Origin of the sequence: Acinetobacter sp. ANC 3781 (assembly GCF_004331285.1) — a bacterium.
Classification (GTDB): Bacteria; Pseudomonadota; Gammaproteobacteria; order Pseudomonadales; family Moraxellaceae; genus Acinetobacter.
Map to the genome: position 1 here is coordinate 154,504 of NZ_SJOH01000003.1, position 22,900 is coordinate 177,403.

32 protein-coding genes and 1 other RNA gene are annotated in these 22,900 nt (G+C 39.7%); 20 read left to right on the forward strand and 13 right to left on the reverse strand.

Annotation, left to right across the window (positions count from 1 at the left end):
• Nucleotides 1-10 precede the first annotated feature (10 nt).
• Together E0H89_RS03680 and E0H89_RS03685 are read right to left on the reverse strand one after the other, a co-directional pair.
• Complete coding sequence (locus E0H89_RS03680; protein WP_131214539.1) at nucleotides 11-286, reverse strand: hypothetical protein; 276 nt, start codon at nucleotides 284-286, stop codon at nucleotides 11-13.
• An 8-nt stretch (nucleotides 287-294) separates the two neighbouring features.
• The gene (locus tag E0H89_RS03685) at nucleotides 295-495 is read right to left on the reverse strand and encodes a helix-turn-helix domain-containing protein (protein WP_131214541.1); all 201 of its coding nucleotides are present in this window, start codon (nucleotides 493-495) and stop codon (nucleotides 295-297) included.
• Nucleotides 496-606: 111 nt separating this feature from the next.
• Between E0H89_RS03685 and E0H89_RS03690 the strand changes: the two genes are divergently transcribed.
• The 15 genes from E0H89_RS03690 (at nucleotide 607) to E0H89_RS16645 (ending at nucleotide 6,795) form a co-directional block, all read left to right on the forward strand.
• Nucleotides 607-1,266 carry a LexA family protein gene (locus tag E0H89_RS03690; protein WP_131214543.1) on the forward strand — a complete coding sequence of 220 codons (660 nt, stop codon included), beginning with the start codon at nucleotides 607-609 and terminating at the stop codon, nucleotides 1,264-1,266.
• Between the two features lie 17 nt (nucleotides 1,267-1,283).
• Nucleotides 1,284-1,727: a hypothetical protein gene (locus E0H89_RS03695; protein ID WP_131214545.1), complete on the forward strand. Its 444-nt coding sequence runs from the start codon at nucleotides 1,284-1,286 to the stop codon at nucleotides 1,725-1,727.
• 215 nt (nucleotides 1,728-1,942) lie between these two features.
• A complete protein-coding gene (locus tag E0H89_RS03700; protein ID WP_131214547.1) occupies nucleotides 1,943-2,284 on the forward strand; it encodes a hypothetical protein in 342 nt (113 codons plus the stop codon).
• Nucleotides 2,281-2,436: a hypothetical protein gene (locus tag E0H89_RS16410; RefSeq protein ID WP_165494012.1), complete on the forward strand. Its 156-nt coding sequence runs from the start codon at nucleotides 2,281-2,283 to the stop codon at nucleotides 2,434-2,436. Before E0H89_RS03700 ends, E0H89_RS16410 begins: the two co-directional genes overlap by 4 nt.
• Before the next feature lie 2 nt (nucleotides 2,437-2,438).
• Entirely contained in the window at nucleotides 2,439-2,816 is a 378-nt protein-coding gene (locus tag E0H89_RS03705) for a hypothetical protein (RefSeq protein WP_131214549.1), read from the forward strand.
• A 20-nt stretch (nucleotides 2,817-2,836) separates the two neighbouring features.
• Nucleotides 2,837-3,691: a RecT family recombinase gene (locus E0H89_RS03710; protein WP_205755853.1), complete on the forward strand. Its 855-nt coding sequence runs from the start codon at nucleotides 2,837-2,839 to the stop codon at nucleotides 3,689-3,691.
• Entirely contained in the window at nucleotides 3,672-4,289 is a 618-nt protein-coding gene (locus E0H89_RS03715; RefSeq protein ID WP_131214551.1) for a lambda exonuclease family protein, read from the forward strand. The genes E0H89_RS03710 and E0H89_RS03715 overlap by 20 nt, the downstream gene beginning before the upstream one ends.
• Entirely contained in the window at nucleotides 4,286-4,519 is a 234-nt protein-coding gene (locus tag E0H89_RS03720) for a hypothetical protein (RefSeq protein ID WP_131214553.1), read from the forward strand. Before E0H89_RS03715 ends, E0H89_RS03720 begins: the two co-directional genes overlap by 4 nt.
• Nucleotides 4,516-4,761, forward strand: coding sequence for a hypothetical protein (locus E0H89_RS03725; protein WP_131214555.1), 246 nt, complete (start codon nucleotides 4,516-4,518; stop codon nucleotides 4,759-4,761). The genes E0H89_RS03720 and E0H89_RS03725 overlap by 4 nt, the downstream gene beginning before the upstream one ends.
• Before the next feature lies 1 nt (nucleotide 4,762).
• Nucleotides 4,763-5,353, forward strand: a complete 591-nt coding sequence (locus E0H89_RS03730; protein WP_131214557.1) for an HNH endonuclease signature motif containing protein — start codon at nucleotides 4,763-4,765, stop codon at nucleotides 5,351-5,353.
• Nucleotides 5,353-5,769: a hypothetical protein gene (locus E0H89_RS03735; protein ID WP_131214559.1), complete on the forward strand. Its 417-nt coding sequence runs from the start codon at nucleotides 5,353-5,355 to the stop codon at nucleotides 5,767-5,769. The genes E0H89_RS03730 and E0H89_RS03735 overlap by 1 nt, the downstream gene beginning before the upstream one ends.
• Nucleotides 5,762-6,028: a hypothetical protein gene (locus E0H89_RS03740; protein ID WP_131214561.1), complete on the forward strand. Its 267-nt coding sequence runs from the start codon at nucleotides 5,762-5,764 to the stop codon at nucleotides 6,026-6,028. Before E0H89_RS03735 ends, E0H89_RS03740 begins: the two co-directional genes overlap by 8 nt.
• The gene (locus E0H89_RS03745; RefSeq protein ID WP_131213672.1) at nucleotides 6,021-6,224 is read left to right on the forward strand and encodes a hypothetical protein; all 204 of its coding nucleotides are present in this window, start codon (nucleotides 6,021-6,023) and stop codon (nucleotides 6,222-6,224) included. The genes E0H89_RS03740 and E0H89_RS03745 overlap by 8 nt, the downstream gene beginning before the upstream one ends.
• Nucleotides 6,221-6,574, forward strand: a complete 354-nt coding sequence (locus E0H89_RS03750; protein WP_131213674.1) for a hypothetical protein — start codon at nucleotides 6,221-6,223, stop codon at nucleotides 6,572-6,574. The genes E0H89_RS03745 and E0H89_RS03750 overlap by 4 nt, the downstream gene beginning before the upstream one ends.
• Complete coding sequence (locus E0H89_RS16645) at nucleotides 6,574-6,795, forward strand: hypothetical protein (RefSeq protein WP_131214564.1); 222 nt, start codon at nucleotides 6,574-6,576, stop codon at nucleotides 6,793-6,795. Before E0H89_RS03750 ends, E0H89_RS16645 begins: the two co-directional genes overlap by 1 nt.
• On the opposite strand, the gene E0H89_RS03760 is transcribed toward E0H89_RS16645, so the two are convergent.
• Entirely contained in the window at nucleotides 6,705-8,006 is a 1,302-nt protein-coding gene (locus tag E0H89_RS03760; protein WP_131214566.1) for a tyrosine-type recombinase/integrase, read from the reverse strand. The two genes, E0H89_RS16645 and E0H89_RS03760, sit on opposite strands and share 91 nt — an antisense overlap.
• A gap of 218 nt (nucleotides 8,007-8,224) precedes the next feature.
• On the opposite strand from E0H89_RS03760, the gene E0H89_RS03765 reads away from it, so the two are divergent.
• The 4 genes from E0H89_RS03765 to E0H89_RS03780 all read left to right on the forward strand — a co-directional run bounded on the left by E0H89_RS03765 (nucleotide 8,225) and on the right by E0H89_RS03780 (nucleotide 11,471).
• Nucleotides 8,225-8,899, forward strand: coding sequence for an HAD-IA family hydrolase (locus E0H89_RS03765; protein ID WP_131214568.1), 675 nt, complete (start codon nucleotides 8,225-8,227; stop codon nucleotides 8,897-8,899).
• Nucleotides 8,892-9,329 (forward strand): RNA-binding S4 domain-containing protein, encoded by a 438-nt coding sequence (locus tag E0H89_RS03770; protein WP_131214570.1) that lies wholly within the window; start codon nucleotides 8,892-8,894, stop codon nucleotides 9,327-9,329. The genes E0H89_RS03765 and E0H89_RS03770 overlap by 8 nt, the downstream gene beginning before the upstream one ends.
• Nucleotides 9,330-9,740: 411 nt before the next feature.
• Complete coding sequence (gene recA, locus E0H89_RS03775; protein ID WP_131214572.1) at nucleotides 9,741-10,784, forward strand: recombinase RecA; 1,044 nt, start codon at nucleotides 9,741-9,743, stop codon at nucleotides 10,782-10,784.
• 87 nt (nucleotides 10,785-10,871) lie between these two features.
• Nucleotides 10,872-11,471 carry a regulatory protein RecX gene (locus E0H89_RS03780; protein ID WP_131214574.1) on the forward strand — a complete coding sequence of 200 codons (600 nt, stop codon included), beginning with the start codon at nucleotides 10,872-10,874 and terminating at the stop codon, nucleotides 11,469-11,471.
• Between the two features lie 500 nt (nucleotides 11,472-11,971).
• Here the strand turns inward: E0H89_RS03780 and ffs are convergent.
• An RNA gene (gene ffs / locus E0H89_RS03785) (signal recognition particle sRNA small type) lies at nucleotides 11,972-12,068 on the reverse strand.
• 295 nt (nucleotides 12,069-12,363) lie between these two features.
• Between ffs and E0H89_RS03790 the strand changes: the two genes are divergently transcribed.
• Complete coding sequence (locus tag E0H89_RS03790; RefSeq protein ID WP_131214576.1) at nucleotides 12,364-13,230, forward strand: YbgF trimerization domain-containing protein; 867 nt, start codon at nucleotides 12,364-12,366, stop codon at nucleotides 13,228-13,230.
• 54 nt (nucleotides 13,231-13,284) lie between these two features.
• Here the strand turns inward: E0H89_RS03790 and lpxA are convergent, their stop codons facing one another.
• From lpxA to uppS, 9 genes are all read right to left on the reverse strand, one after another.
• Nucleotides 13,285-14,073, reverse strand: a complete 789-nt coding sequence (gene lpxA / locus E0H89_RS03795; RefSeq protein ID WP_131214578.1) for an acyl-ACP--UDP-N-acetylglucosamine O-acyltransferase — start codon at nucleotides 14,071-14,073, stop codon at nucleotides 13,285-13,287.
• Nucleotides 14,070-14,555, reverse strand: coding sequence for a 3-hydroxyacyl-ACP dehydratase FabZ (gene fabZ, locus E0H89_RS03800; RefSeq protein WP_171459127.1), 486 nt, complete (start codon nucleotides 14,553-14,555; stop codon nucleotides 14,070-14,072). The genes lpxA and fabZ overlap by 4 nt, the downstream gene beginning before the upstream one ends.
• A 6-nt stretch (nucleotides 14,556-14,561) precedes the next feature.
• Nucleotides 14,562-15,629: a UDP-3-O-(3-hydroxymyristoyl)glucosamine N-acyltransferase gene (lpxD, locus tag E0H89_RS03805; RefSeq protein ID WP_131214582.1), complete on the reverse strand. Its 1,068-nt coding sequence runs from the start codon at nucleotides 15,627-15,629 to the stop codon at nucleotides 14,562-14,564.
• Between the two features lie 3 nt (nucleotides 15,630-15,632).
• Nucleotides 15,633-16,130, reverse strand: a complete 498-nt coding sequence (locus E0H89_RS03810) for an OmpH/Skp family outer membrane protein (RefSeq protein WP_131214584.1) — start codon at nucleotides 16,128-16,130, stop codon at nucleotides 15,633-15,635.
• A 78-nt stretch (nucleotides 16,131-16,208) separates the two neighbouring features.
• Complete coding sequence (gene bamA / locus E0H89_RS03815) at nucleotides 16,209-18,722, reverse strand: outer membrane protein assembly factor BamA (protein ID WP_131214586.1); 2,514 nt, start codon at nucleotides 18,720-18,722, stop codon at nucleotides 16,209-16,211.
• 41 nt (nucleotides 18,723-18,763) lie between these two features.
• Entirely contained in the window at nucleotides 18,764-20,119 is a 1,356-nt protein-coding gene (gene rseP / locus E0H89_RS03820) for an RIP metalloprotease RseP (RefSeq protein ID WP_131214588.1), read from the reverse strand.
• Between the two features lie 3 nt (nucleotides 20,120-20,122).
• Entirely contained in the window at nucleotides 20,123-21,319 is a 1,197-nt protein-coding gene (gene ispC / locus E0H89_RS03825) for a 1-deoxy-D-xylulose-5-phosphate reductoisomerase (protein ID WP_131214590.1), read from the reverse strand.
• Nucleotides 21,320-22,144, reverse strand: a complete 825-nt coding sequence (locus E0H89_RS03830; RefSeq protein ID WP_131214592.1) for a phosphatidate cytidylyltransferase — start codon at nucleotides 22,142-22,144, stop codon at nucleotides 21,320-21,322. It lies immediately after the preceding gene.
• A 3-nt stretch (nucleotides 22,145-22,147) separates the two neighbouring features.
• A complete protein-coding gene (gene uppS / locus E0H89_RS03835) occupies nucleotides 22,148-22,900 on the reverse strand; it encodes a polyprenyl diphosphate synthase (protein WP_131214594.1) in 753 nt (250 codons plus the stop codon).

Sequence of the window (22,900 nt, forward strand, 5' to 3'; positions counted from 1 at the left end):
ATCCCCTCGATCAGGCTTTTTCTTTGCCTAAATCCCTGTGAATCCCTTCCGATCCCTCTGCAAAGCTGATCTCAGTACTCAAATCCCTTACTAAAGCTCCTAATCCCAAGCGCTCAAAAGATTTTGCTTGTAAATTAAGAACATGCCACTCACCAACGATTTCTTTTTCGATAAGGAATGCTAGGTACTGGGCAAGGTCTTTACCTTTGATTAAAGCGAGTGTTTTAGCTCGCTCATGGATTTCGGGAGATAAACGAACATGTGTAGATTTCTTTTCAAGACTCATAAATTCACCTATGCAACTTTGTGTGGTGAGCAATGTTTTGCCCATAATTTTTCAAGATTTTTGCCCATCTCGTATCCGAGGCGCTTACCACATAGTCCATTTTCTAAGTTGCTCACATAGTTTTGAGAGCAGTTAATTTCGTTAGCAATCTGGGTCTGGGTTAATCCCTGTTCTTTCAAATCAGTGATCTTTTTTTGCCATTGATTCATGAGGAACCTCCTATAATTTTTATAAATATATAGGTTTTCCGATATTTATACAATAGCCAAACCGATTGAAATATGTATCAGAATTCCGATAATGTTAGTTGAGTTAGATTTATGAGCACTCTGGGCGAAAACTTAAAAAAAATACGCAAAGCAAAAAAGGTAACTCAAAAGGAATTGGCCCAAAAATCTGGTGTCAAACAGTCAGTTATTTCCGACTTGGAAACTGGCAATGCAAAATCCACAGGTTCGATTTTAGAGTTGGCGAATGCGCTTGGTGTGACTGCTGAAGAATTAAAGAAAGGTGTGTTTGATGGAGAGTCTTTAACAAATGTGGTGCCTGTAACGGTGCGCATGGCTCCCGTTCTTTCGTGGGTACAAGCAGGAACAATGACCAATGTTGAAGCGGTTGATATGTCACAAATTGAAGAATGGCTCCCCCTTCCAGATGGTGACTGCGAAAAGTGCTTTTATTTAAAAGTGCAAGGCTTAAGTAATTTTCCAGACTTCCAGGAGGGAGACTACATTCTTGTAGATCCGACCTTGCAATTTGGTGATATGAATTCTGGCGACATTGTTGTTGTTAGAAGATTTGATGATGCTACCTTCAAAAAATTAGTCATTGAGACTGATGGCTCTAAATACCTGCAAGCCCTAAATCCTGAATTTAAACCCAATATTATCCCGTTAGATGAAAATTGTCGTTTTGTTGGCGAGGTTGTGGATTGCATACGCTACGTATATCGCGCAAAGAAAAAGAGTCGCAAAATTTAAACCAATAAGGGGGTTTTATGGATTCTGTTCGCTTTATTACAAATGTTTTTATTATTTCATGCATACCGCTGATTCATTATGCTTTAAGTAAGAATCTAAAATTGAGTGATATAAAAAAAGCACGTTGGCAGTATATTGCCGTTTTTATATTTATGTCACTTTTAACATTTATTGGATCAAATGGTTCAGGTGAGTCTTTTTTAGCTGTACTCATTTCACTCGCCATTTATATTTTTACTTATAAGAAACTAATAAAAAATAAATACCATCCAAAGATTGTTGATTTTGAATCCTTTGATGAGTATGTGGCGGCTGTGGCTAAAAAGAGAAACATTAAATACCCGGTGCCACAAAATATAGTGATTATGTTTGGTGATGTTCCAAAATTGGAAAATTTTGAATCAATACCTAAATGGGTTCAGGCGGTAAACAACTATTTTGAAGAAATAGAATCAATTTAGAACTAAAGCTATCAGATCAACCCGCTTCGGCGGGTTTTCTTTTGTCTTTAAAAATGCAATTAAAAAAATAATATCGGTTTTTCTATATTTTTATCGGATTACCTATTGACTATAAATATCGGAAATGCGATATTTAGCTCGTAGACAATAAAAAGCCCCAACGTTGCTAGAACAACTTGAGGCATGACCCACACCTTACTGTGAGTGAGATTATTATGAACATAAAACCAAATCTATTCAAGACTGCATTTGCAATCGGTTTAACAGCCGTTATTGCCACCGCATTCGCCTTTCAATCTGAACAGCCGAAAGAACAACCACAAGTCATTATCACCAGTGATTCATATGTGATGGTTGATAAGTTCTGCGAAGAATACTGCACCGCAAAAGTTCAAGCCGACGAGTATGAAATATTTGTTGAATACAAGCTTGATGATGCTTCGGTGGAATTCCTGGACATCCTTAATGTAGTTCGTCATGACGAAACGATTAATGCGTACATCGACCGTTCTGAAATTGAAAAAATTAATGCTGCGATTGTTGGGGGTGCTCGATGAGAACTTATGTCGTAAAAGTTGTGGCTTATGAGTTTGTAACTGTTCAGGCAGAAAATGACGATCAAGCAGTTGAAAAAGCTTGTGAAAAATTTGGCGAAAACATTGAAATTGATGGTTCAACAGAAATCACCGAGTTTAGTGGGGAGTATTAATAATGAACATGCACGCTAAACCTGAATTGTTCGCGCCTTGCTTCCCTATCTTTTGGATCAAGGATGACAGTATCGAAGTGGATGCCGACATGGTTCGATTCACTTTGCAATACGGTTGTGTCGAGATTGATTGTGAAGCTCAGGCTGATGAATTGACTGATTCGACTTGTGTGAATAAGACCAATGATCCGCAGAACGATGTTGAAGTGGATTACACCAAATTGGAAATTGATCAGAACACGCCTATTTCAGTACTTCGCCATGATGTGAATCTGACTGATGGTCAAAAATTACAGCTGACAGCTCAGCAAGTTGAAAAATTGAATCAACAGCTTGAGTGGATTTGTATAGAAAAATTTGAAATGGAGATGGCAGCTTAACGGCTGCTTTGGAGAAGAATATGAATGCACCATTAGAACTTAACACCCAAACCCCTGCTTTACCTGTTAGCTCACAATCATCTGCATTGATCTTGGATCCAATGGCAATGCAGAACATGGTCGCTTTCGCTGACTTCATGTGCAAAGCAGTAATCACTGTGCCTAAGCATTTACAGGGTAATTCTGGTGACTGCTTGGCGGTGACAATGCAAGCAATGCAGTGGGGAATGAATCCTTTTGCAGTGGCTCAAAAGACCCACCTAGTGAATGGCAACTTAGGTTATGAAGCGCAACTTGTGAATGCTGTAATCATCTCTCGCGCCCCTATCATTGGTCGCCCTGATTATGAATGGTATGGCGAAAATTGGGACAAGGTTGATGGCAAAACCTCCAAGTCTGGTCAGCATGGTGTGCGAGTTTGGGCAACAATTAAAGGTGAATCTCAACCACGTATCCTTGATATATCTTTTGCTCAAGTGGGTACTACTCGAAATTCACCAAACTGGGTAAATGACCCTAAGCAACAGCTTGCTTATTTAGCTATTAAGAAGTGGGCGCGACTTCACACCCCTGATGTATTACTTGGTGTGTATACAGTTGATGAGCTTCAGGATGGTGCTGAAATTGATGTGACACCTAAGGTAGCGCAATCAAATGAAGCATATCAAGTATTTGAAGATGAGCATTTAAGTCATTTGAATACTGAAGCTCAATATGGATCTGCACGACTACAGGCTGCTTACATTGCTTTGCCGAAAGGTGATTGCAAAAAGATGTTCTGGACTAATCATGCTGAAGATTTAAAAGCAATCGCAGAACTTGCAGACCAAGCATTAACACGCCAAGGGGAAGTTTATGACCACTCTCCAGCGTAGTGAAGATTGGCATGCCGATCGATGCGGAAAGGTTACAGCAAGTCGTGTCAAAGATATTGGTGCCAAGCCTAAAACTGGCAAAGCATATAACGCTTTAACCTTAACTATTCTGACTGAGCGCCTTACTGGCGTTCAGGAGGAATCCTTTACTAACTCGGCAATGCAGTGGGGCATTGATCAGGAAGTCCATGCAATTACTGCCTATGAAAATGAGACAGGTAATTTCGTGGTTGGCACCGGATTGGTTGACCATCCTGCTATCAAAATGAGTGGTGCAAGTCCTGATGGTCTGGTTGATCAAGATGGACAGCTAGAAGTGAAGTGTCCTAATTCACAGACTCATTTAAACACTGTTTTAACCAAAGAAGTACCGGGTGAATATATTCCTCAAATTACTTGGCAATTGGCCTGTACTCGTCGTAAGTGGTGTGACTTTGTGAGTTATGACCCTCGCCTGCCTGAATATTTGCAGTTGGTGATTATTCGGGTGTTTGCAAAAGATTTGGATATCGCAGGGATTGAGCAATCAGTGATTAAGTTTAATCAAAAAATTGACCAGATCATTTTTGAGTTGAATCCAAAGGAGGTTGCGGCATGAAAAAATTAACTCGCGTTCACCCTCTCATGAGCGAAGCCTTCATTATCTGGCTTGTCAGTATTGGCTATAAGGGCGTGACAAATGCGTCAGGCGTTTTGTTCTATTGCGAGGCATTTGGCAGAAATTTCCCGCGTAACGTGATGATTATGGCGAATGGTCGATTGAACAAGCCAGCAACTCAATTGTTTGAAGAATTTAAGAAATATAACCCTTTTGGAGATGCAGCATGAGCACATTAAAAGATTTGAACAAGCACCTGTTTGATCAACTGGATCGCTTGGCAAAGGCTGATAAGGATAGCCTGGATTCTGAAGTTAAGCGCGCCCAAGTCATTTCACAAGTGAGTGAGCAGATTGTGGATGCACACAAAACTCAATTGGAAGCTGTGAAACTGGTGGCTCAATACAAAGGCCTTAACTCGAATCAGGAAGCACCACAGATTGCAGTTGGTGATATGAATCTGGAGGTGTGATATGTCGAAAGGTAAACCGATCAAATACACCGAAGAAATGCTGATGTTTTTACGTCAGCATGAGGAAACGCCACGTGCTGAGCTAACTTGCAAATTTAATGAGAAATTTGGCTACAGCCTTTCAGTGGACAGCATAAAAGCAAAGTGTTTACGCATGGGGTTAAAGACTGGCCGAAACGGTTGTTTTTCACCTGGTCATAAAACTTGGAATGCTGGAGTAAAAGGACTTACCAGTGCCAACTCAACATCGTTTAAGAAAGGCAATACTCCTTTCAACCACAGGCCGGTTGGTTATGAGCGAATCACTGTTGATGGTTATGTCGAGATTAAAACGGCTGAGCCGAATGTTTTTGAGTTGAAGCACAGGTGGATCTGGGAGCAACAACATGGACCAGTCCCTGACAACCATGTCCTTGTTTTTAAGAATATGAACAAGCAGGACTGTCGGTTAGATAATCTGATGCTGATCACCAGAGCTGAACTTGCTCGATTGAATCAATCTTTTTCAAAGCTTGCCACGCCAGACACAAATGAGACGTGCATCCTGATGGCAAAACTTAAAGATAAAACACATAAATTGAAGGTGGCGTGATGGAAATTCAAAAAATTAAAGAATTAGCTTTGGCGAATGGCTTCAAATTAAAAGAACAAGCAAGCGGAAATATGGATTTGAACGCTTATGTTTATGACTTCGCAAATGCTATCGAGCAAGCAGCCAAAGCCCAAGCGGTGCCGGAAGGGTTTGTAGAAAAAACTGAATCCAATACAAACCACTACTTCAAGTTAAAAAATTGGGATGAGTGGACCTGTATTGATGGAATAAAAGATGCCATTACCAGTGACAATGACATTAATACGATTGTTAAGGTTGAATGTCTTGAGGTTATTGAAATCAACAATAAACCTTGCTTTGCATTGCTAGCCTTTGGAAAACGTCATGGTACAGAAGTTAAGTTTTTTGATACCGAAGAAGAAGCGATCGAAGCACAGGAGCCAACCAATGACTAATGTTTATAAAATTGAATCCATTGGTGATTTCTTAAAGATTCCTTCAGATCGAATCCATGCTTGCTTAAATGAAATGGCAAATCATATGTCTGAATTTAAGGCTGGATTGGAGGTGTTAGGCATAGAGCCAACAGGTGCTGAAATTAAAACTTTCACCTGGGAAGATGATGGCAAGAATGATTTAAACATCACTCTTAATTGTGAAGATGGTAGATCAACCACTGTGAAAATCGTTCGTGGAGTGCCAGCCAATGACTGAAAAACTAGAACAAGCCAAAGACCTCATTGAATCTTTAGCAGCTCGTAAAATTGGCGGTACTGGGATTGAGTTGAACAGTGAAGAAGTTGAATTGGCGTATGAAGTTTTTAACGATTATGTGGAACGGAATGAAGTGAAAGGCGTTGACGTGAAGTTGCCTTTTACTATCTTGCAGAGTTTGAAGGAGGTGTCATGAAAGCGAATAAGTTCATGAAAGAGCATGGTCTCCAATATACAAGAAATTTAGTTCGAGATTATCCGAATCATACCCATGTCACCAATGATGGGAGAATGTTTATTAATGAAAATACGTGTGTATCTCATATCAAAGTTCAGTTGAATGAATTGGTAAAAATGGACGACCTAAAACGCCTTGTTGAAAGTCGTGAGTTGGTTGAGTCTTATGGTGGGCTTGATTTGGCTAAGAAGGAATTGCAACGTCAGTCTATTTTGCGCTGGATAAATCCAGAAACAGAAAGGCTTCGCGGAGCCATCGCAGATGTTGAAAGTTGTCTTGAGACAGATAAGAAATTGGAGGGATTGTGATGGGATTATATATTTCGACTCCTGAACTCTTGGAGCGATACAGTATATCCAAGGGTACTTTGATTAACTGGCGTAGTAGAAAAGATTTCCCTGAGCCACTAATCAAAGCACATGGCAAATCAAGCAGTCGCTACGGTATCAAAGCTGTAGCATTATGGGAGGAAAGAAACGGATTGCTTGAGTCGCTTGATATACAGCCTTTAATGTCAAATCGCTCATAATTATCCAGTATGGCGCAAAGCTTATAAAACCACTTTTCATAAGCTTGCGCCTGATCACTCAAATACTCATGCAAGTCATATGTTCCCCATACCGCCGGTAAACCATGCCCAAGCATAATTTCACAAATATGCGGTGGTGCAAGTTCTGAAATATGTGTTCTCATTGTTCTGCGCAAATCGTGGGTTGACCACTGTTCAATCTCAACATCAAATATTTTTTTAATACTATTCCCGACATACATTGGAATTGTGGTCTGAAATCCCTTCTCTAGCCTGGTGTATTTCTTTCCTTTTAAATTAGGGAAAGCATATTCACAACTGTCTGGCGATAATGAAAATACATACTTTAAAAATGGCACAATTTGAGGAATGATGGGGCGAATAATCGGCTTGTGTGTTCTATCCCCCATCTTGTGATTTTCCGGTGGGATGTACCAAATATTTTCCTGAAAGTCGAAGTCTGATTTTTTGGCTAATCGCAATTCTGAAACACGGCATCCAAAAAATAGAAGCATGATAATTATGGCCTTGTTTTTTGGCGACATCGCGTTATTTCTAAGTGATGCATGAACCACCCAGAATACTTCTTGTTCTGATAGATAACGTGAGCGCTTCACTTTCTTAACATTTAGATCGGCAGCTTTCAGATGCTGTATCGGTTGATTATTTAGTTTGCCGTGGATACACCCCCACCGCATAATCAATTTCAAGTTACCTAGAATTTTTACTGCCACTGTTCTTGCATTGGTCACGATTGCAAATAACAACTCCGACCATTCTTGTAGAGATATATCATCACAAATGCGTTTTCCGACACGTGGGTAAACATGGATTTCAAACGCTCGGTAATCATCCTTGCATGCCACCTTATTGATACCAATCGTGTTAAACCAGATGTCACAAATTTCCTTTACCGTCGGCTGCTTTGCATAGTCATCTTCACGCTTAAGCTTTAACTGAAGTGGGTCCTTTCCCTGGTCTAATTCGATTTTGTATTTCTGCACTAATATTCTGGCATCTTTTAAACTCATTAACGGATACGTGCCAACATCTATGCGTTTGGCTTTTCCGTTAAAACGATACCGGTACTGGAATACCATTTTCCCCTTTGGTGATATGCGAACAGACAAGGCGTCACGATCAGTCACCACTTCAACTTTATCGCGTACTTTACCGTTATTTGATTTCAACCATGAATCACTTAAAGACATGCTACGTATCATCCAATGCGCTATAATTTTCACATTCATGTACAAGACAAAAATATGTACACAGATTTGTACATAATTTTTCTTGAAACGTAAACATATTTGTTGAACTTTGAAAATATTTAAAAAGCATTGATAAGTGTGAAAAATGAATATTTTCAGTGATTGTATGGTTTTTCTATGTGCCTTGTTGAACTTTGAAAAACATTGGAGATTATTGAATGGAAAGACCAATTATTATTTTTGATATGGATGGCACACTTCTTGACCTTGCCTATGATGATTTCATCTGGAATCATCAACTTCCCATTCGCCATGCGGTCACACATGGCTGCACGCTCGAACAAAGCACTGAATCTTTATTTCATTTTTATCAAGAACACAATCATACCCTAAATTGGTATTCAACCCGGTTCTGGAGTGCAAAAGTGGGGGTCGATACCCTAACACTGCAACATGAATTTAAACATAAAGTTGCGCTGCGTTCAGGCTGTCTAGAATTACTCGATTATCTAAAAACCAATGGCTATCCTTGCTGGATTGCTACCAACGCAGATTGCGAAGGCTTAAAGTTTAAATTGGAACACACCCAACTGGCTGATTATTTTGATGTGATCATCAGCAGTGAAAGTATCGGTTACGCCAAAGAGTCAATTGAGTTCTGGCAAAAACTACAAGCACTTCACCCCTTCCAAATCAATCAAGCCTATTTTATTGATGACACAGAAAAAGTACTTAATAGTGCAAAAAAATTTGGTATTGGCAATTTAATTACCATTGCACAGCCCTCATCTAAAGGAAAGATACGGACTGAAAGTCCTTATCGTATTTTACAAGACTTAACCGACTTAATCGTTCTGTTAGAACAAGCTGAGGATCTGAAAAAATATGCCTAATCCTTCTCAACAAAACACTGTTGAAAGTATGCGTGTTGATAAATGGCTATGGGCGGCACGTTTTTTTAAAACCCGCTCGATATCAAAAGCCGCTATTGAGGGTGGTAAGGTTCATCACAATGGTGAGCGCGTTAAAGTGTCTAAAGAAGTTCGCGTTGGAATGGAACTGACTATTCAGCAAGGTTTTGATCGGAAAACTATTGTGATCAAAGCATTGTCAGCAAACCGTGGTGCAGCCCCGATTGCCCAGCAACTGTATGATGAAACAGAAGTTAGTGTTGCACGACGAGAGTTGCTTACAACACAAAGAAAGTTGCATAATCTAGCCCGACCTGAACATCGGCCAAGTAAAAAAGATCGCCGACAAATCAGTAAATTTAAACAAGATAATGGTCAACAGTTTGACCAAGACTGGTCATACAGCGATTAGGGGCTGTTAGCACTTCGTCTATGTCTGCGACGATGCATATTTTTTAGCTGATATGAGGCGTAGAGCAGGAAATTTAGTCATTCTAAATGACTGCTTCGCAACGATATAGCAGCAAAAACCATGCTTGTCCCGTAGGGCTGTGGCTAAAATTATCTCAGATGTCGTTATAAAACTTGAAAATAGTCTCGCTATTCTCTTTGTTTCATGCCTCATCTGCTCAATTTTAGCCTACAGCGCAAGCCATTTATGAAAGGTTAACAGACCTCATTTAAGCGTCATATTCTGTCGTACTTGACCGAATTGATATAGAACATAAAGAATGAATCTGTCACTATACTTGGGTGGAACACGTTTTAAAGTAACTCATCCACTTAAGTTAATATTTTTGTGACATCGTTTTGAGGTTGTGAGATGGATGATAATAAAAGTAAGGCGCTGAATGCTGCCCTAAGCCAAATTGAAAAACAATTTGGTAAAAATACAGTGATGCGCCTTGGCGATAATACTGTACTGGCAGTTGAAGCGGTATCTACAGGTTCTTTAACCCTGGACATCGCGCTCGGTATTGGTGGCTTGCCGAAAGGTCGTATCGTAGAAATCTACGGTCCTGAATCTTCGGGTAAAACCACAATGACCTTGCAAGCAATTGCACAATGTCAAAAAGCGGGTGGTACCTGTGCCTTCATCGATGCTGAGCATGCGCTTGACCCTCAGTATGCACGTAAGCTGGGTGTAGACCTTGACAACCTGCTGGTTTCTCAGCCGGACAATGGTGAACAGGCACTTGAGATTGCAGACATGCTGGTTCGCTCTGGTGCGGTTGACATGATTGTTGTCGATTCCGTGGCTGCCTTGACTCCACGTGCAGAAATTGAAGGCGAAATGGGCGACTCCCACATGGGCTTACAAGCACGTTTGATGAGTCAGGCATTACGTAAAATTACCGGTAATGCAAAACGCTCTAACTGTATGGTGATCTTCATTAACCAGATTCGTATGAAGATTGGTGTAATGTTCGGTAGCCCTGAAACTACTACGGGTGGTAACGCACTTAAATTCTACGCTTCTGTACGTCTGGATATCCGTCGTATTGGTCAAGTAAAAGAAGGTGACGAGATTGTCGGTTCTGAAACACGTGTTAAAGTCGTGAAGAATAAAATGGCACCTCCGTTCAAAGAAGCGTTATTCCAGATTTTGTACGGTAAAGGTGTCAATCAGCTGGGTGAACTGGTTGATCTTGCTGTTGCGCAAGAACTGGTACAAAAAGCGGGTGCGTGGTATTCATACCAAGGCAATAAAATTGGTCAGGGTAAAAACAATGTTATCCGTCATTTAGAGGAAAATCCTCAAATTGCACAGGAACTTGATCGCCTGATTCGCGAAAAGCTGTTAACACCGATCACCAAGCCAATTGAAGAAAAGGATGAAGAAGAACCAGACTTACTCGATGCTTAAATAGCATGATGTTAAAGTCGAATTTTTCGAGTTAAACTGTAAAACGCCCTACGGGGCGTTTTTTATTTGATGTGATAGATACACAATATGAGCAATTCCAAATTCCCCAAAATGCTGGACTATGAAGCTATCAAGCACCAATTTGATGATTCATCGTCAGAATCGACATCAGAAGCATTCTCCGCTCCCATAGAATCAGAGGCATTACATTTTGAAGATGACCCGCAGCCCAAGCCAAAAGGCCTGACAGGCTCTCGTTTACGCTCTTATGCCTTTGCAGTACTGACACGCAGAGAATACTCAAAAGCCGACCTGATTGAAAAGCTGGCACTGTATGCCATGGATCGTGAAGAAGTTTTAAAGCTGGTTGATGAGCTGGCAAAAGAAAATTATCAAAGTGACCAACGCGTGGCAGAAATCATGTTATCGAGTCAAAAACGTAAAGGCAAAGGTCCAAACCGCATTAAGCTGGCGTTAAAATCAAAAAAAATTGACACGAGTTTAATTCAGGAAGAATTAAAGGAAACCGATTGGACTGAACAGGCTTACCAATTGAAAATAAAAAAATATGGTGCAAAAGTAGAAAAAGAACCAAAACTTAAAGCAAAACAAATACGCTTTTTAATGTATCGAGGTTTTGAAATGGATACAATTATGAAAGCAATTAGCCGTAAAAGCGAAGATTAAAACTATCCATTCGCAGAATTCGAAATCTTGATCAATCCCGGTCGTGATCTGAATAACCTGTCAGAAAATAAATAGGGAGCTCATCGAGTTTTTCTAAATGCTCATTACCTCTGATTTCAGGACTGCTCCGCCCTTTTGAATAAAGATTGATGTGAACTAAATCCATTCAACATGGATTCATCAATCACTTCAATTTTCGTTAAATCTAATTACAATCGTCTCTGAGCCACAATCATTAAGCATTGATCATTTATAAAATATCCTATAACACCATAAACAAATGATTTAAAAATAGGATAAAAAAAATTATAGTGCCAAATAATCAAATGAAAATCTTAAGACTAGGGGATTAAAATGAAATGAACAATAGCGTAAGCAAAATAGAAATAAGTATGATCATCACATAGAAAATACTACATGTAATTTTAAAATAAGGAATGATAGATAAGGGTAAGCAAAAATATGGTTGCATCATTTTTTTATTATCAATATGGTGGCAACCCCACTAGCAAAACTTCGGCACATCATAGTTCTGTTACCGTTGCTACCTTCCGGTCCTGGCGGGGTTCACAGAGTACAATTGCGAAGCCACCAGCGGGGCTACCATTGCAAGAACAGAGTATAGAGATTTTTATTTAACTTGCAAGCCTTGTAATGACTTTTTCGTTCAACATTGATATTATTTGATTATTAAAAAAACAATCTTGATTAAAAACAGCATTTTTATATATTTTTAGCAAGGCTAACAATTACTTTAAACCTACGACAAGTTTGTAAATGCATATTGCATTTCACAGCATGGACGTTTTTAATGTGGTCAGATCTTTTAAATAGGTACATTCTAAATATTGCAAATTTTGAATATACCTAAGAATACGAAATGGATATTTTTATGATGCTCAAACAGCATGTTTTATGTGCCCTCGCCTTATTTGGTTCAGCTTCAATTTATGCAAACGTTCCAATTGAATCTCGCGGTTTAAGTCAAAACCCTGTTGAGCCGAGCGCTAACAGCGTCGCAATTAATTCTGGTGCTACGACTGCCAATGTGCCGACCAATCTGAACTGGCAAATCATGCAAAAAAATCAGCAACTAGAAAATGATATTCGTGCCTTACGCGGTAAAATTGAAGAACAGGACAATGAAATAGAAAAACTGAAACATGAACTCACCAATCGCTATACTGATCTGGATCAGCGACTTGAACTGTTACAGCAAAAAATAGATCCCGAGAGTACTGCTTCAGAGGAGGATAACCAACAGGGTACGTCTCCCAGCACCGAGAATACCCCAACAACAGCACCAGTAGTCGCAGCAAAGACAGCCTCTACTCAGCCAGCAGCGGTCACGACTCAAACGTCTGTAACAAAAACTCAAACCACATCTCCGGCTGATCTGGACAAAGCTGCTTATACCGTTGCTTTAGATGCCTATAAACAAGGTGGTGCGAAAAAAGCCATTGCACCGATGAAAAACTTTATTAAAAATAATCCCCACAGCATTTATATTAGTAATGCTTATTTCTGGTTGGCAGAATTCAATTTGGCCATTGAACCGACTAATTACGCTGAGGCAAAAAAGAATTACAACATTGTGATCAATCAATATCCAAATTCGGCCAAGGCTTCACTTGCCTTGTATCAACTGCATAATATTGCTAAAGATGTAGACCGTAATACAATATTGGCCAATCAACTTAAAACCAAGTTAATCAAAGATTATCCGAAGTCCGAAGAAGCGGGTTATTTCAAAAAATAAAAATACAAAAAAAGACACCTTTTAGGGTGTCTTTTTTTGTAGAAGCATATTCAATTAACGAACAATACCACGTTTGGATTGTTCTAAAGAATCAATCAGCAACTGAACTTCAGGAACTTCAGGAAGGATTTCCGCACGAATCTGTTGAATCGCCTGTTCGGTGGTTAAACCTTCCTTGTAAATCAATTTAAATCCTTGACGCAATCCTTGGATCACATTCTTAGACCAACCTTTACGACGCATCCCTTCTACATTCATTGCAAAGGCATGCGCTGGATTGCCTGAAACCATCACATAAGCAGGCACATCTTTCAAAATTAACGAAGCACCGCCAATCATACTAAAAGAATCGATTTTGCAGAATTGATGGATACCCGAGTTCCCCCCAACTACTACATAATCGCCGACATGCACATGTCCAGCAACACCCACATTATTGGCAAAAATATTATGATCACCCACCACACAGTCATGTGCAATATGGGTATTGACCATCAATAAATTATGACTGCCAATTTTAGTAATACCCTGATCTTGAGTCGTACCGCGATGCAAACTGCAATGTTCACGAATCAGGTTAAAATCACCAATTTCAAGCCAAGTTTCTTCGCCAGCATATTTTAAATCCTGACAAACTTCACCCACACTCGCAAACTGGAATATTTCGTTGTTTTTCCCAATGCGAGTGTAGCCACCTATAACTACATGTGAATGTAGCGTAGTGCCCTCACCAATGGTGACCTGTGGCCCAATAATACAATAAGGACCAATTTTTACATCTGAAGCAATAACTGCAGATGAGTCAATAATGGCGGTTGGGTGAATTAAATCGTTATTACTCATGCCTGCTCTATTTTCTGATGCGAAACCATAATTTCCGCGGTTGTTGCTACCACGCCATCGACTGTGGCTATACAATTATATTTGTAAATGCCACGTCTGTGCATAACCAATTCTGATTTTAATACCAGTTGATCACCAGCAACGACTTGCTTTTTAAAACGGACTTTTTCTGCGCCCGCAAAAAGAAACAATGAACCTGGGCCTGGTTTTTCATTATTCATAATAAAACCAAGTATACCAGAGACTTGAGCTAATGCTTCAACAATCAGTACACCTGGCATAATTGGGTAGCCCGGGAAGTGTCCTTGTAAAAACTCTTCGTTAATTGAAACATTTTTATAACCAACGATACCATTATCAGTCACATCTACAATTCGATCGACCAATAAAAATGGATAGCGGTGAGGTAAATATTCACGAATTTGTTGAATGTGCATTGGCAATTCAGGCTTCGTAAATGCAGGATTATTCGACTCAGTCATCATATTCTATTTACGCTTAAAAGTTGATTCAAGGGACTCGATTTGAGCCTGTATATGATCAAGCCGTTTCACTAATTGGGTCAATGGCACATCTGCTAATTGTTTAAAGCGTACAGCCGCACGTTTCCAGTGTAAACTTTCTAACATAGGTGTCCCTGAAGAATAACTTCCTGCCTCAGAAATACTTTTTGTGACCATTGACATGCCAGTAATTGTCACATTATCCGTAATATTAATATGACCAACTACTCCTACTGCACCCGCAAATACACAGTTTTTGCCAATTTTGGTACTACCTGCAATACCACATTTTGCTGCAAGCGCTGTATTGGCACCAATCTTGACATTATGGGCAATTTGCACAAGGTTATCAATAATCACACCATCTTCTAAAATTGTGTCATCCAATGCACCACGGTCAATACTGCAATTTGATCCAATACGTACATCATTCCCAATTTTAACTGAGCCTAACTGTGCAATACGATGCCATTTACCTTGATAAGGTGCAAAGCCAAAGCCTTCTCCACCAATCACACTGTTGGCATGAATACGTACTCGATTACCTACTTTGGTTTCACCGGTTAAAGTGACGTGTGAATCAATAAAACATTGTTTTCCGATTTCTACATCATCATCGATTTTAACGTGGGATTGAATGATGGTTTCATCCCCCACGACACAATGTTCACCGATCACCACATAATGTCCAATATAGGCACTATCAGATACGATGGCAGAAGGATGGATTTGAGCGGTGCTTTCTATCCCTTGTTGAGTATGTTTTTTCTCAAAAACATGGGTCAGGATGGCAAAAGCCAGATAAGGATTATCAACGATGATAAAATTATTATGCGTATCTAATTGTGATTTTAAAGCTGAGGTAACAATAAGTGCACCCGCTGCTGAAGCACGTGCATGATCTAAATATTTTTCAGCATTAACAAACGCAATATGTTTGGCTTGAGCGACATCTAAGCTTGCCAACCCTTCTAACAGTAAATCAGATTGACCGACATACTCGCCTTGTACCAGGCGAGCAAGATCTTCTAAGCGAAATTGTCTAGGATTCATTGATTACTTAATAATATTGACCTTTTGAATCATTTTATCAGTTAAATCATATTTAGGGTCATAGGCAAGTGCTGAATTTTTATTTAAAACAATATCCAGGTTATTTTCTTTACGCAATTGTTCAGCAGCTTGCTTCACACGCGCATCAAAAACAGTGCGAATTTGCTGAATCGAGCTTTGCACACTACCTTGAACGGATTGTTGTAATTGATTCAACTCTTGAAATTTGGCCTGATACTGTGCTGAAAGCTTTTGCTTTTCAGCATCTGTAAATTTGGTGTTGGACTGTGCCCGTTGCTGTAATGTTTCAAGCTCTTTAGACAACTGTTCAATTTTAGTAGTCTGCGGCTGAATTTTTTGCTGTACAGCTGTATTTTGCTGTTTTAAATAGCTACTATTTTCTACCAGACGCTCTAAATCAATCACCCCATAACCTGCAGCCTGCGTCAAAGACGCGATGCTTGCCAAGGCGATGCCTATCGCCATCGTCATTTTTTTCATTATTTTCTCTTTAAGCTTGTGGTTGTGCCAATTCACCCGAGAATGTATTAACACAACCTGAATTATTCTTACGTTATCTTAGAAAGTACGACCGATTTCAAACTGGATATTTTTAGTATTGTCACCCGTCTTATCATTTAATGGATATGCATAACTGAGTGAAAGTGGCCCAATCATGGTAATCCAAGTAAAGCCAGCGCCTACGCTATAACGCATGTTATTTGCATCAAACCCAAAATTGTCTTCACAATATTGTTTAGCACTTACACCTGGATCAGTTACAGTACCATTTAAATACAAGTTTCCGCTAGGAACCTTACATTGGGTATCAAATACCTGTGCTCCTTCAGCAAAAATAACTGGTCGAACCTGACGCGTCCAATCCCCTTTGAACGGTAATGGTAATGCCAGTTCTGCTCCAAACTGTACCAGCGCATTACCCCCTACTTCTTCTGGATCATAGTCTTTAGTTCGCGACTCATTATAGGTTACGCCCGGGTATTTCGGACCCAAGGTACTGTTGTCATAACCACGTACCGAACCAAAACCACCTGCATAGAAGTTTTTATAGAATGGTAGATCATTACCGTATCCTAATTTACCATAGCCACGAAGTACAAAGTCATATGGCAACGGCAAGAATGCTTGCGCATCATAGGTCAGTTTTTGATATTCAACATCACTGCCTGGTAATGCAATTTCACCATTCACACGATGTGACATCCCTGACGTCGGGAAAACAGGACGGTTTAAAGTATTATAAGACCAACCTAAATTTAAATTATAGGTTAAAAAATCACCATTAAATTCATTATCAAATGGAACTTCTGCTCCCGCTGGGCAAGTAGGTATACCTGTTGTTGGATCTGGAACTAGAGTAACACCACACCTTGTACCTGAACCCGTAGCTTTACCACCATTCGCTAATAAATAATCTCGAACATAAGTTGAAACATATGGACCTGTGGTGACGTCAGTTTGGTCAATATTTAGACCTGCACTGATGCTTTGGTTCTCATCAATTGGATATCCAAAACTGATACCACCACCAAAACTGTCCGTCACATAGTTGTTGACGTTATAGTCGTCATTCAACTTGGTTTTACGGTAGTACATGTTATAACCGCGACGCACACCATCAATGGTGAAGTACGGATCAGTTACACTTAAATTATAATAATCTTGTGTTTCTGAACGGGACAAATCAATCGAAACACTATTACCAGTACCCAAGAAATTCGTTTGACTTAGACCTGCCTGGAAGGTCACACCCCCACTTTGCGAGAAACCGACTGCCAAAGTACTTGTTCCAGAATGTTGCTCTTCCACATTAATATTTAAATCAACTTGATCTGGCACATTAGGAATACGGGCAGGTTTAATATCTACCGTTTTGAAGAAACCAGTACGTTCCAAACGGACTTTAGACAAGTCAATTTTTTCATTGCTTGCTAATGCGCCTTCCATTTGACGCATTTCACGACGCAATACTTCATCTGCAGTTTTAGTATTACCGGTGAAGTTGATACGACGTACCGTTACCTGTTGACCTGGATTAATATAGTAATTCAAGTTAACCAGTTTGGTTTCTTCATTAATTTCAGGAACCATGTTCACTTCGGCATAGTAATAACCTGCATTACCATACTTACGAAGTAGAAGCTGTTTAACCGCATTTACTTTTTCTTGAGAGTAAGTTTCGCCATCTTTGTAAATTTGTAGAGCTTTCAATTCTTCTGGTTTATAAAGTGCATCACCCAAGAACTTGGTTTCACCAAATTTAAATTGCTCACCTTCCTCCACAGAGACTTCAACAAAGATATTCTTTTTATCTTCACTCAAGTTCAAACTTGAATTGGTAATATTAAAATTGATATAACCTTTGTTTAAATACAATGCACGTAAAGCTTCCAGACTTGCTGCCATTTTCTCACGTGCATAGCGATCGTTACGCGTAACAATCGAACTCCAACTACTTTCTTTGACTGCAAAAGCTTGCTTGATTTCACTTTCTTTAAACACAGTATTGCCAATAATATTGATATCAACAACTTTAGCTGCTTTACCTTCGACAAAATCAATCGTTAAATCAACACGGTTATTCGGTCTAGCCACCGTTTTAACACTTACATCTGCGTCATAACGACCTTGCTGCATATATTGTTGTTCAAGCTCGGTTTCAATGGTTTGCAGTGCAGATTTTTTTAAAACCTCACCTTCTGCAATACCCATTTTTTTTAGCCCTTCTTCAAGTGCTTCTTTAGGAATAAGCTTATTTCCTTTAAACTCAACCTTAGAAATCAATGGACGTTCAACCACTGTAAAAATCAGCGTATCAGCTTCTTTTGAGGCTTTGATATCATCAAACAAGCCAGTGGCATACAAAGCACGAATTGAATTTGCAATAGTCGTATTATCAACACGATCGCCAGCATTGACAGGTAACATCCCATAGACATTTGTTGGCGTTAAACGAACAAGCCCGTCAATTTTGATATCGCGGACAATGAATTCATCTGCTGCATATACTTGTTGTACTGCTGCCATTGCACTAATGAGCGCCAAAGGCATAAATAAATGTGTGTGCTGCATGCCAGTCTTTTCCGATGTTAATTTATTTCGAATCTACGTTGTTATAAACGCATGAAGTCATTGAATAATGCAAGGAGCATCATGCTACCGAGCAGTACCATACCAATTTTTAAACCAACCAATTGTATTTGTTCAGAAACAGGTTTACCACGAATCAGCTCAATAAAATAGTAAACTAAATGTCCACCATCCAGCATCGGAATCGGTAATAAATTTAAAATACCTAAGCTTACACTCATTAAAGCCATAAAAGAGATAAAGGTCTGCCAACCCATTTCCGCACTTTGTCCTGCCACTTTAGCAATGGTAATTGGACCAGATAAATTATCCAGACCAATTAAACCACGAAACATTTTGATGATTGAGTTCAAAATCATACCTGAAATTTGACCCGTTTTATCAACTGCCATTATAAATGCTTCAGTCGGACTATATTGAATCATTTGTTTATAGTCTGCAGGAATATTTATTTTCCCGGGGATATTCTGTACGCCAAGCACACCTGAAACATTACCCATGTTGTCACGTTTGCCTTGTGGCATCACTTCTAAATGTATCAAATGATTTTGACGTAAAATATCTATTTTTAACAATTTTTCTGGTGAAGCCTGAACAACTTGAACCACATCGAACCAGTCATTCATTTTTACCCCATCAATTGCAATAATTTTATCGCCTTCTTTCATCCCTTGGCGGATCGCTGCACCATCTTCACTCAGCTTACTCACAACAGGTGCGATATAGGGACGATAGGGTAAAAAGCCCAAACTATCTAAAGCAGATTGATTCTGATTTTTTAAGAAATCTTGAATGGGTAACTGGAAGGTTTTAACTTGCCCGTCACGATCAGCCTGAATCTGGATTGAACCTGTTTCACCGACCCGATCAACCAAGGCAAAATTTAGCTTTTCCCAAGTAGTAGTTTGCGTACCGTCTACTGTAGTAATTTTGTCACCAACTTGCATTTGAACAGTTGCAGCCGGTGTATTCGGCAACACTTTACCTACGCGAGTATTGAGCTGTTCTTGTGACGGGATAAATAAAATCCAGAATAAAACCACGGCAAAGGCTAAATTAATCAGTGGACCTGCAGCAACAATCGCAATCCGCTTCCAGGGATGCTGACGGTTAAATGCTCGGGGTAAATCCTGTTCAGCAACATTGCCTTCACGCTCATCCAACATTTTTACATAGCCACCTAATGGCAATGCAGAAAGCTGATATTGAATACCAGACTTCTTAGACGTCCATTTCAGCAATGTTGGTCCAAAACCAATCGAATAAACTAAAACTTTTACACCGAGTTTACGTGCGACAATATAATGCCCAAACTCATGAATCGCAATAAGCGGTCCAAGTAAAAGAATGGCTGCCACGACAATAAACAAGGCACTCATGATTTAGTTTCCTTTATTGATGACAATTTGCTGTGCTACAGAACGAGCAACTTGGTCAGCTTGTAAAATAAGGTCAATAGATTCTGCAATCCCGCTTTCAACTTGATTCAAAGTCTGCTCAACCACTTGAGGAATTTCAGTAAAGCCAATTTTATTTTTCAAAAAGGCAGCTACGGCAATCTCATTGGCAGCATTTAAAATTGCGGGTGCCAAACCGCCACTTTGCATTGCTTGTCGCGCTAGTTTCAATGCTGGAAACCGAGTGGTATCAGGTTCTTGAAAATCCAAATGTTGATTCATAAACAGATCAAGTGCAGGTACATGGGTTTGAATACGATCTGGCCATGCCAGCGCATGTGCAATTGGCGTACACATATCCGGATTGCCCATTTGTGCCAAAGTCGAACCATCCACATACTGAACCATAGAATGGATAATACTCTGCGGATGAACCACCACTGTTACAAACTGTTCTGAAATTGCAAACAGATGGCAAGCTTCAATAAGTTCCAGGCCTTTATTCATTAAGGTTGCAGAATCTACAGAGATTTTTTGCCCCATCGACCAATTTGGATGCTTACACGCTTGTGCAGGGGTCACCCTTTGTAATTGTTCAAAACTATGGTTTAAAAATGGACCACCAGAGGCAGTGAGCAAAATACGTGACACACCTTGTTTGGGTTGTCCATTTCGTTCTGTTTGGAAATAATTCTGAGGCAGGCACTGGAAAATGGCATTATGTTCAGAATCGACAGGAAGCAATTCTGCGTGATAATCATGTGCAGCTTGCATCATGAGTTCACCCGACATCACTAGCGCTTCTTTATTGGCCAACAAAACACGCTTACCGGCTTTCACTGCAGCCAGTGTAGGCAACAAACCTGCAGCACCAACAATCGCTGCCATCACTACATCGACATCTGTATGTTCAGCAACGGCAATTAACCCAGCTTCACCGGACAAAATTTCAATGTTCTTTAGATTTTGATTTTGAAAATACTGTTTGAGTTCATCTACTTTATTGGATGGAACAACCACGATCTTTGGTCGATATTGTTTGCATATTTCCACAAGTTCCAAAATTCGACTATGCGCCGTAACTGCAAATACAGAATACTTTTCAGAATGCTGTTGCAGAATCTTTAAGGTACTTTGACCAATGGAACCCGTTACACCTAATATACAAACAGATTGTGACATCTATAAATCTACACCAATAAGTTTTAAAACATACATGCCTGCAGCAAAAATTGGAGCAGCAGCAAGCAATGAATCAATACGATCAAGCACCCCACCATGACCTGGCAAAATACGACCCGAGTCTTTAATTCCTGCACGACGTTTGATCATAGACTCGAACAAATCGCCCAATACAGAACTAAATACAGTTATTATAGATAAAATTAAAAATAAAATATGCTGAGCTAAGGTTAAATCCAAATAAACGACTTCGACCATCACCACAATAATCATTGCAGTGAAAATACCGCCATATAACCCTTCAACCGATTTATTTGGACTGACATCAGGTGCCAGTTTTTTCTTACCCAACTTACGTCCGACAAAATAAGCTCCACTATCTGCGCCCCATACCAGTAAAAACAGGTACATGAGCCACCATGGCGAGCTATGCCAAACCGAAAAAATTGCGGTAACCGCCGCAGAAATTAAAATAAAACCGATTACATTTAAGCTTGGGTTATACCACCCATCATAACTCGGATACGATTTAACCCAAAAGATGCTTAAAATCCATGAAAAAATGGACGCTGCCCAAAGTAATAGAGCGATATCATTAAAATATAATGCCAAAGTTGCTAATGCTGCTGTCGCTAATCCATAACCCCAAGCAATCGATTTCACCAGGTTTTTATTTTTTCTTGGCATAAGCTTAAACCACTCATACCCTGCGACCCCTGCTGCAACAATCATCAGCACAAACATTGGATACTGAGACTGTGTAGCAAACATACAACTAAGTACGACTGCTACCAATACCAATGCGGTTATAATCCGCTCTAACATTTATTAATTCTCAATTTTCTCTTGTTGGATTTGCTCTGAAGTTTTACCAAAACGACGTTCACGACCAGCAAAAACTGCCAATGCATCATCGAATTCTTCAACAGTAAATTCAGGCCATAAGGTTTGGGTAAAATACAGTTCAGCATAAGCAGCTTGCCAAAGTAAAAAGTTTGACAAACGGTAATCACCACCCGTACGGATTAATAAATCCACTGCGGGCAAATCTGCCATACTGACATATTGTCCAAACAGCTCAACATTTATATCTTCAACTGCGATTTTTTTTGCAACAGCATCTGCTGCAATTTGTTTTGCAGTCTGGGCCATATCCCACATACCGCCATAACTAATCGCGATGGTCAAGGCCATGCTGTCGAACTTAGCAGTCCTTTGTTCAGCTTGCAACATTAAGTCACGTAAATGCGCAGGCAAACGAGAACGATCACCAATAAAACGTAAAGCAATATTGAATTTTTCCATTCGAGGTAACTGCTCTTGGATTGTTTCTTCCAACAATGCCATGAGTAAATCAACCTCAAACTGGGGACGATTCCAATTTTCGCTAGAGAATGCAAAAACAGTTAACGCCTGTATTTTATTTTTTCTACAGTGCTCCACAATCGGATCCAGGACATTTTTTCCCTCACGGTGTCCAGCACCCTTTTGCATTTGCATTTTTTTTGCAAAACGATTGTTGCCATCCATAATGATGGCAACATGTTTTGGAAGAGGCAAACTGTCTTCTGATACGGTCAT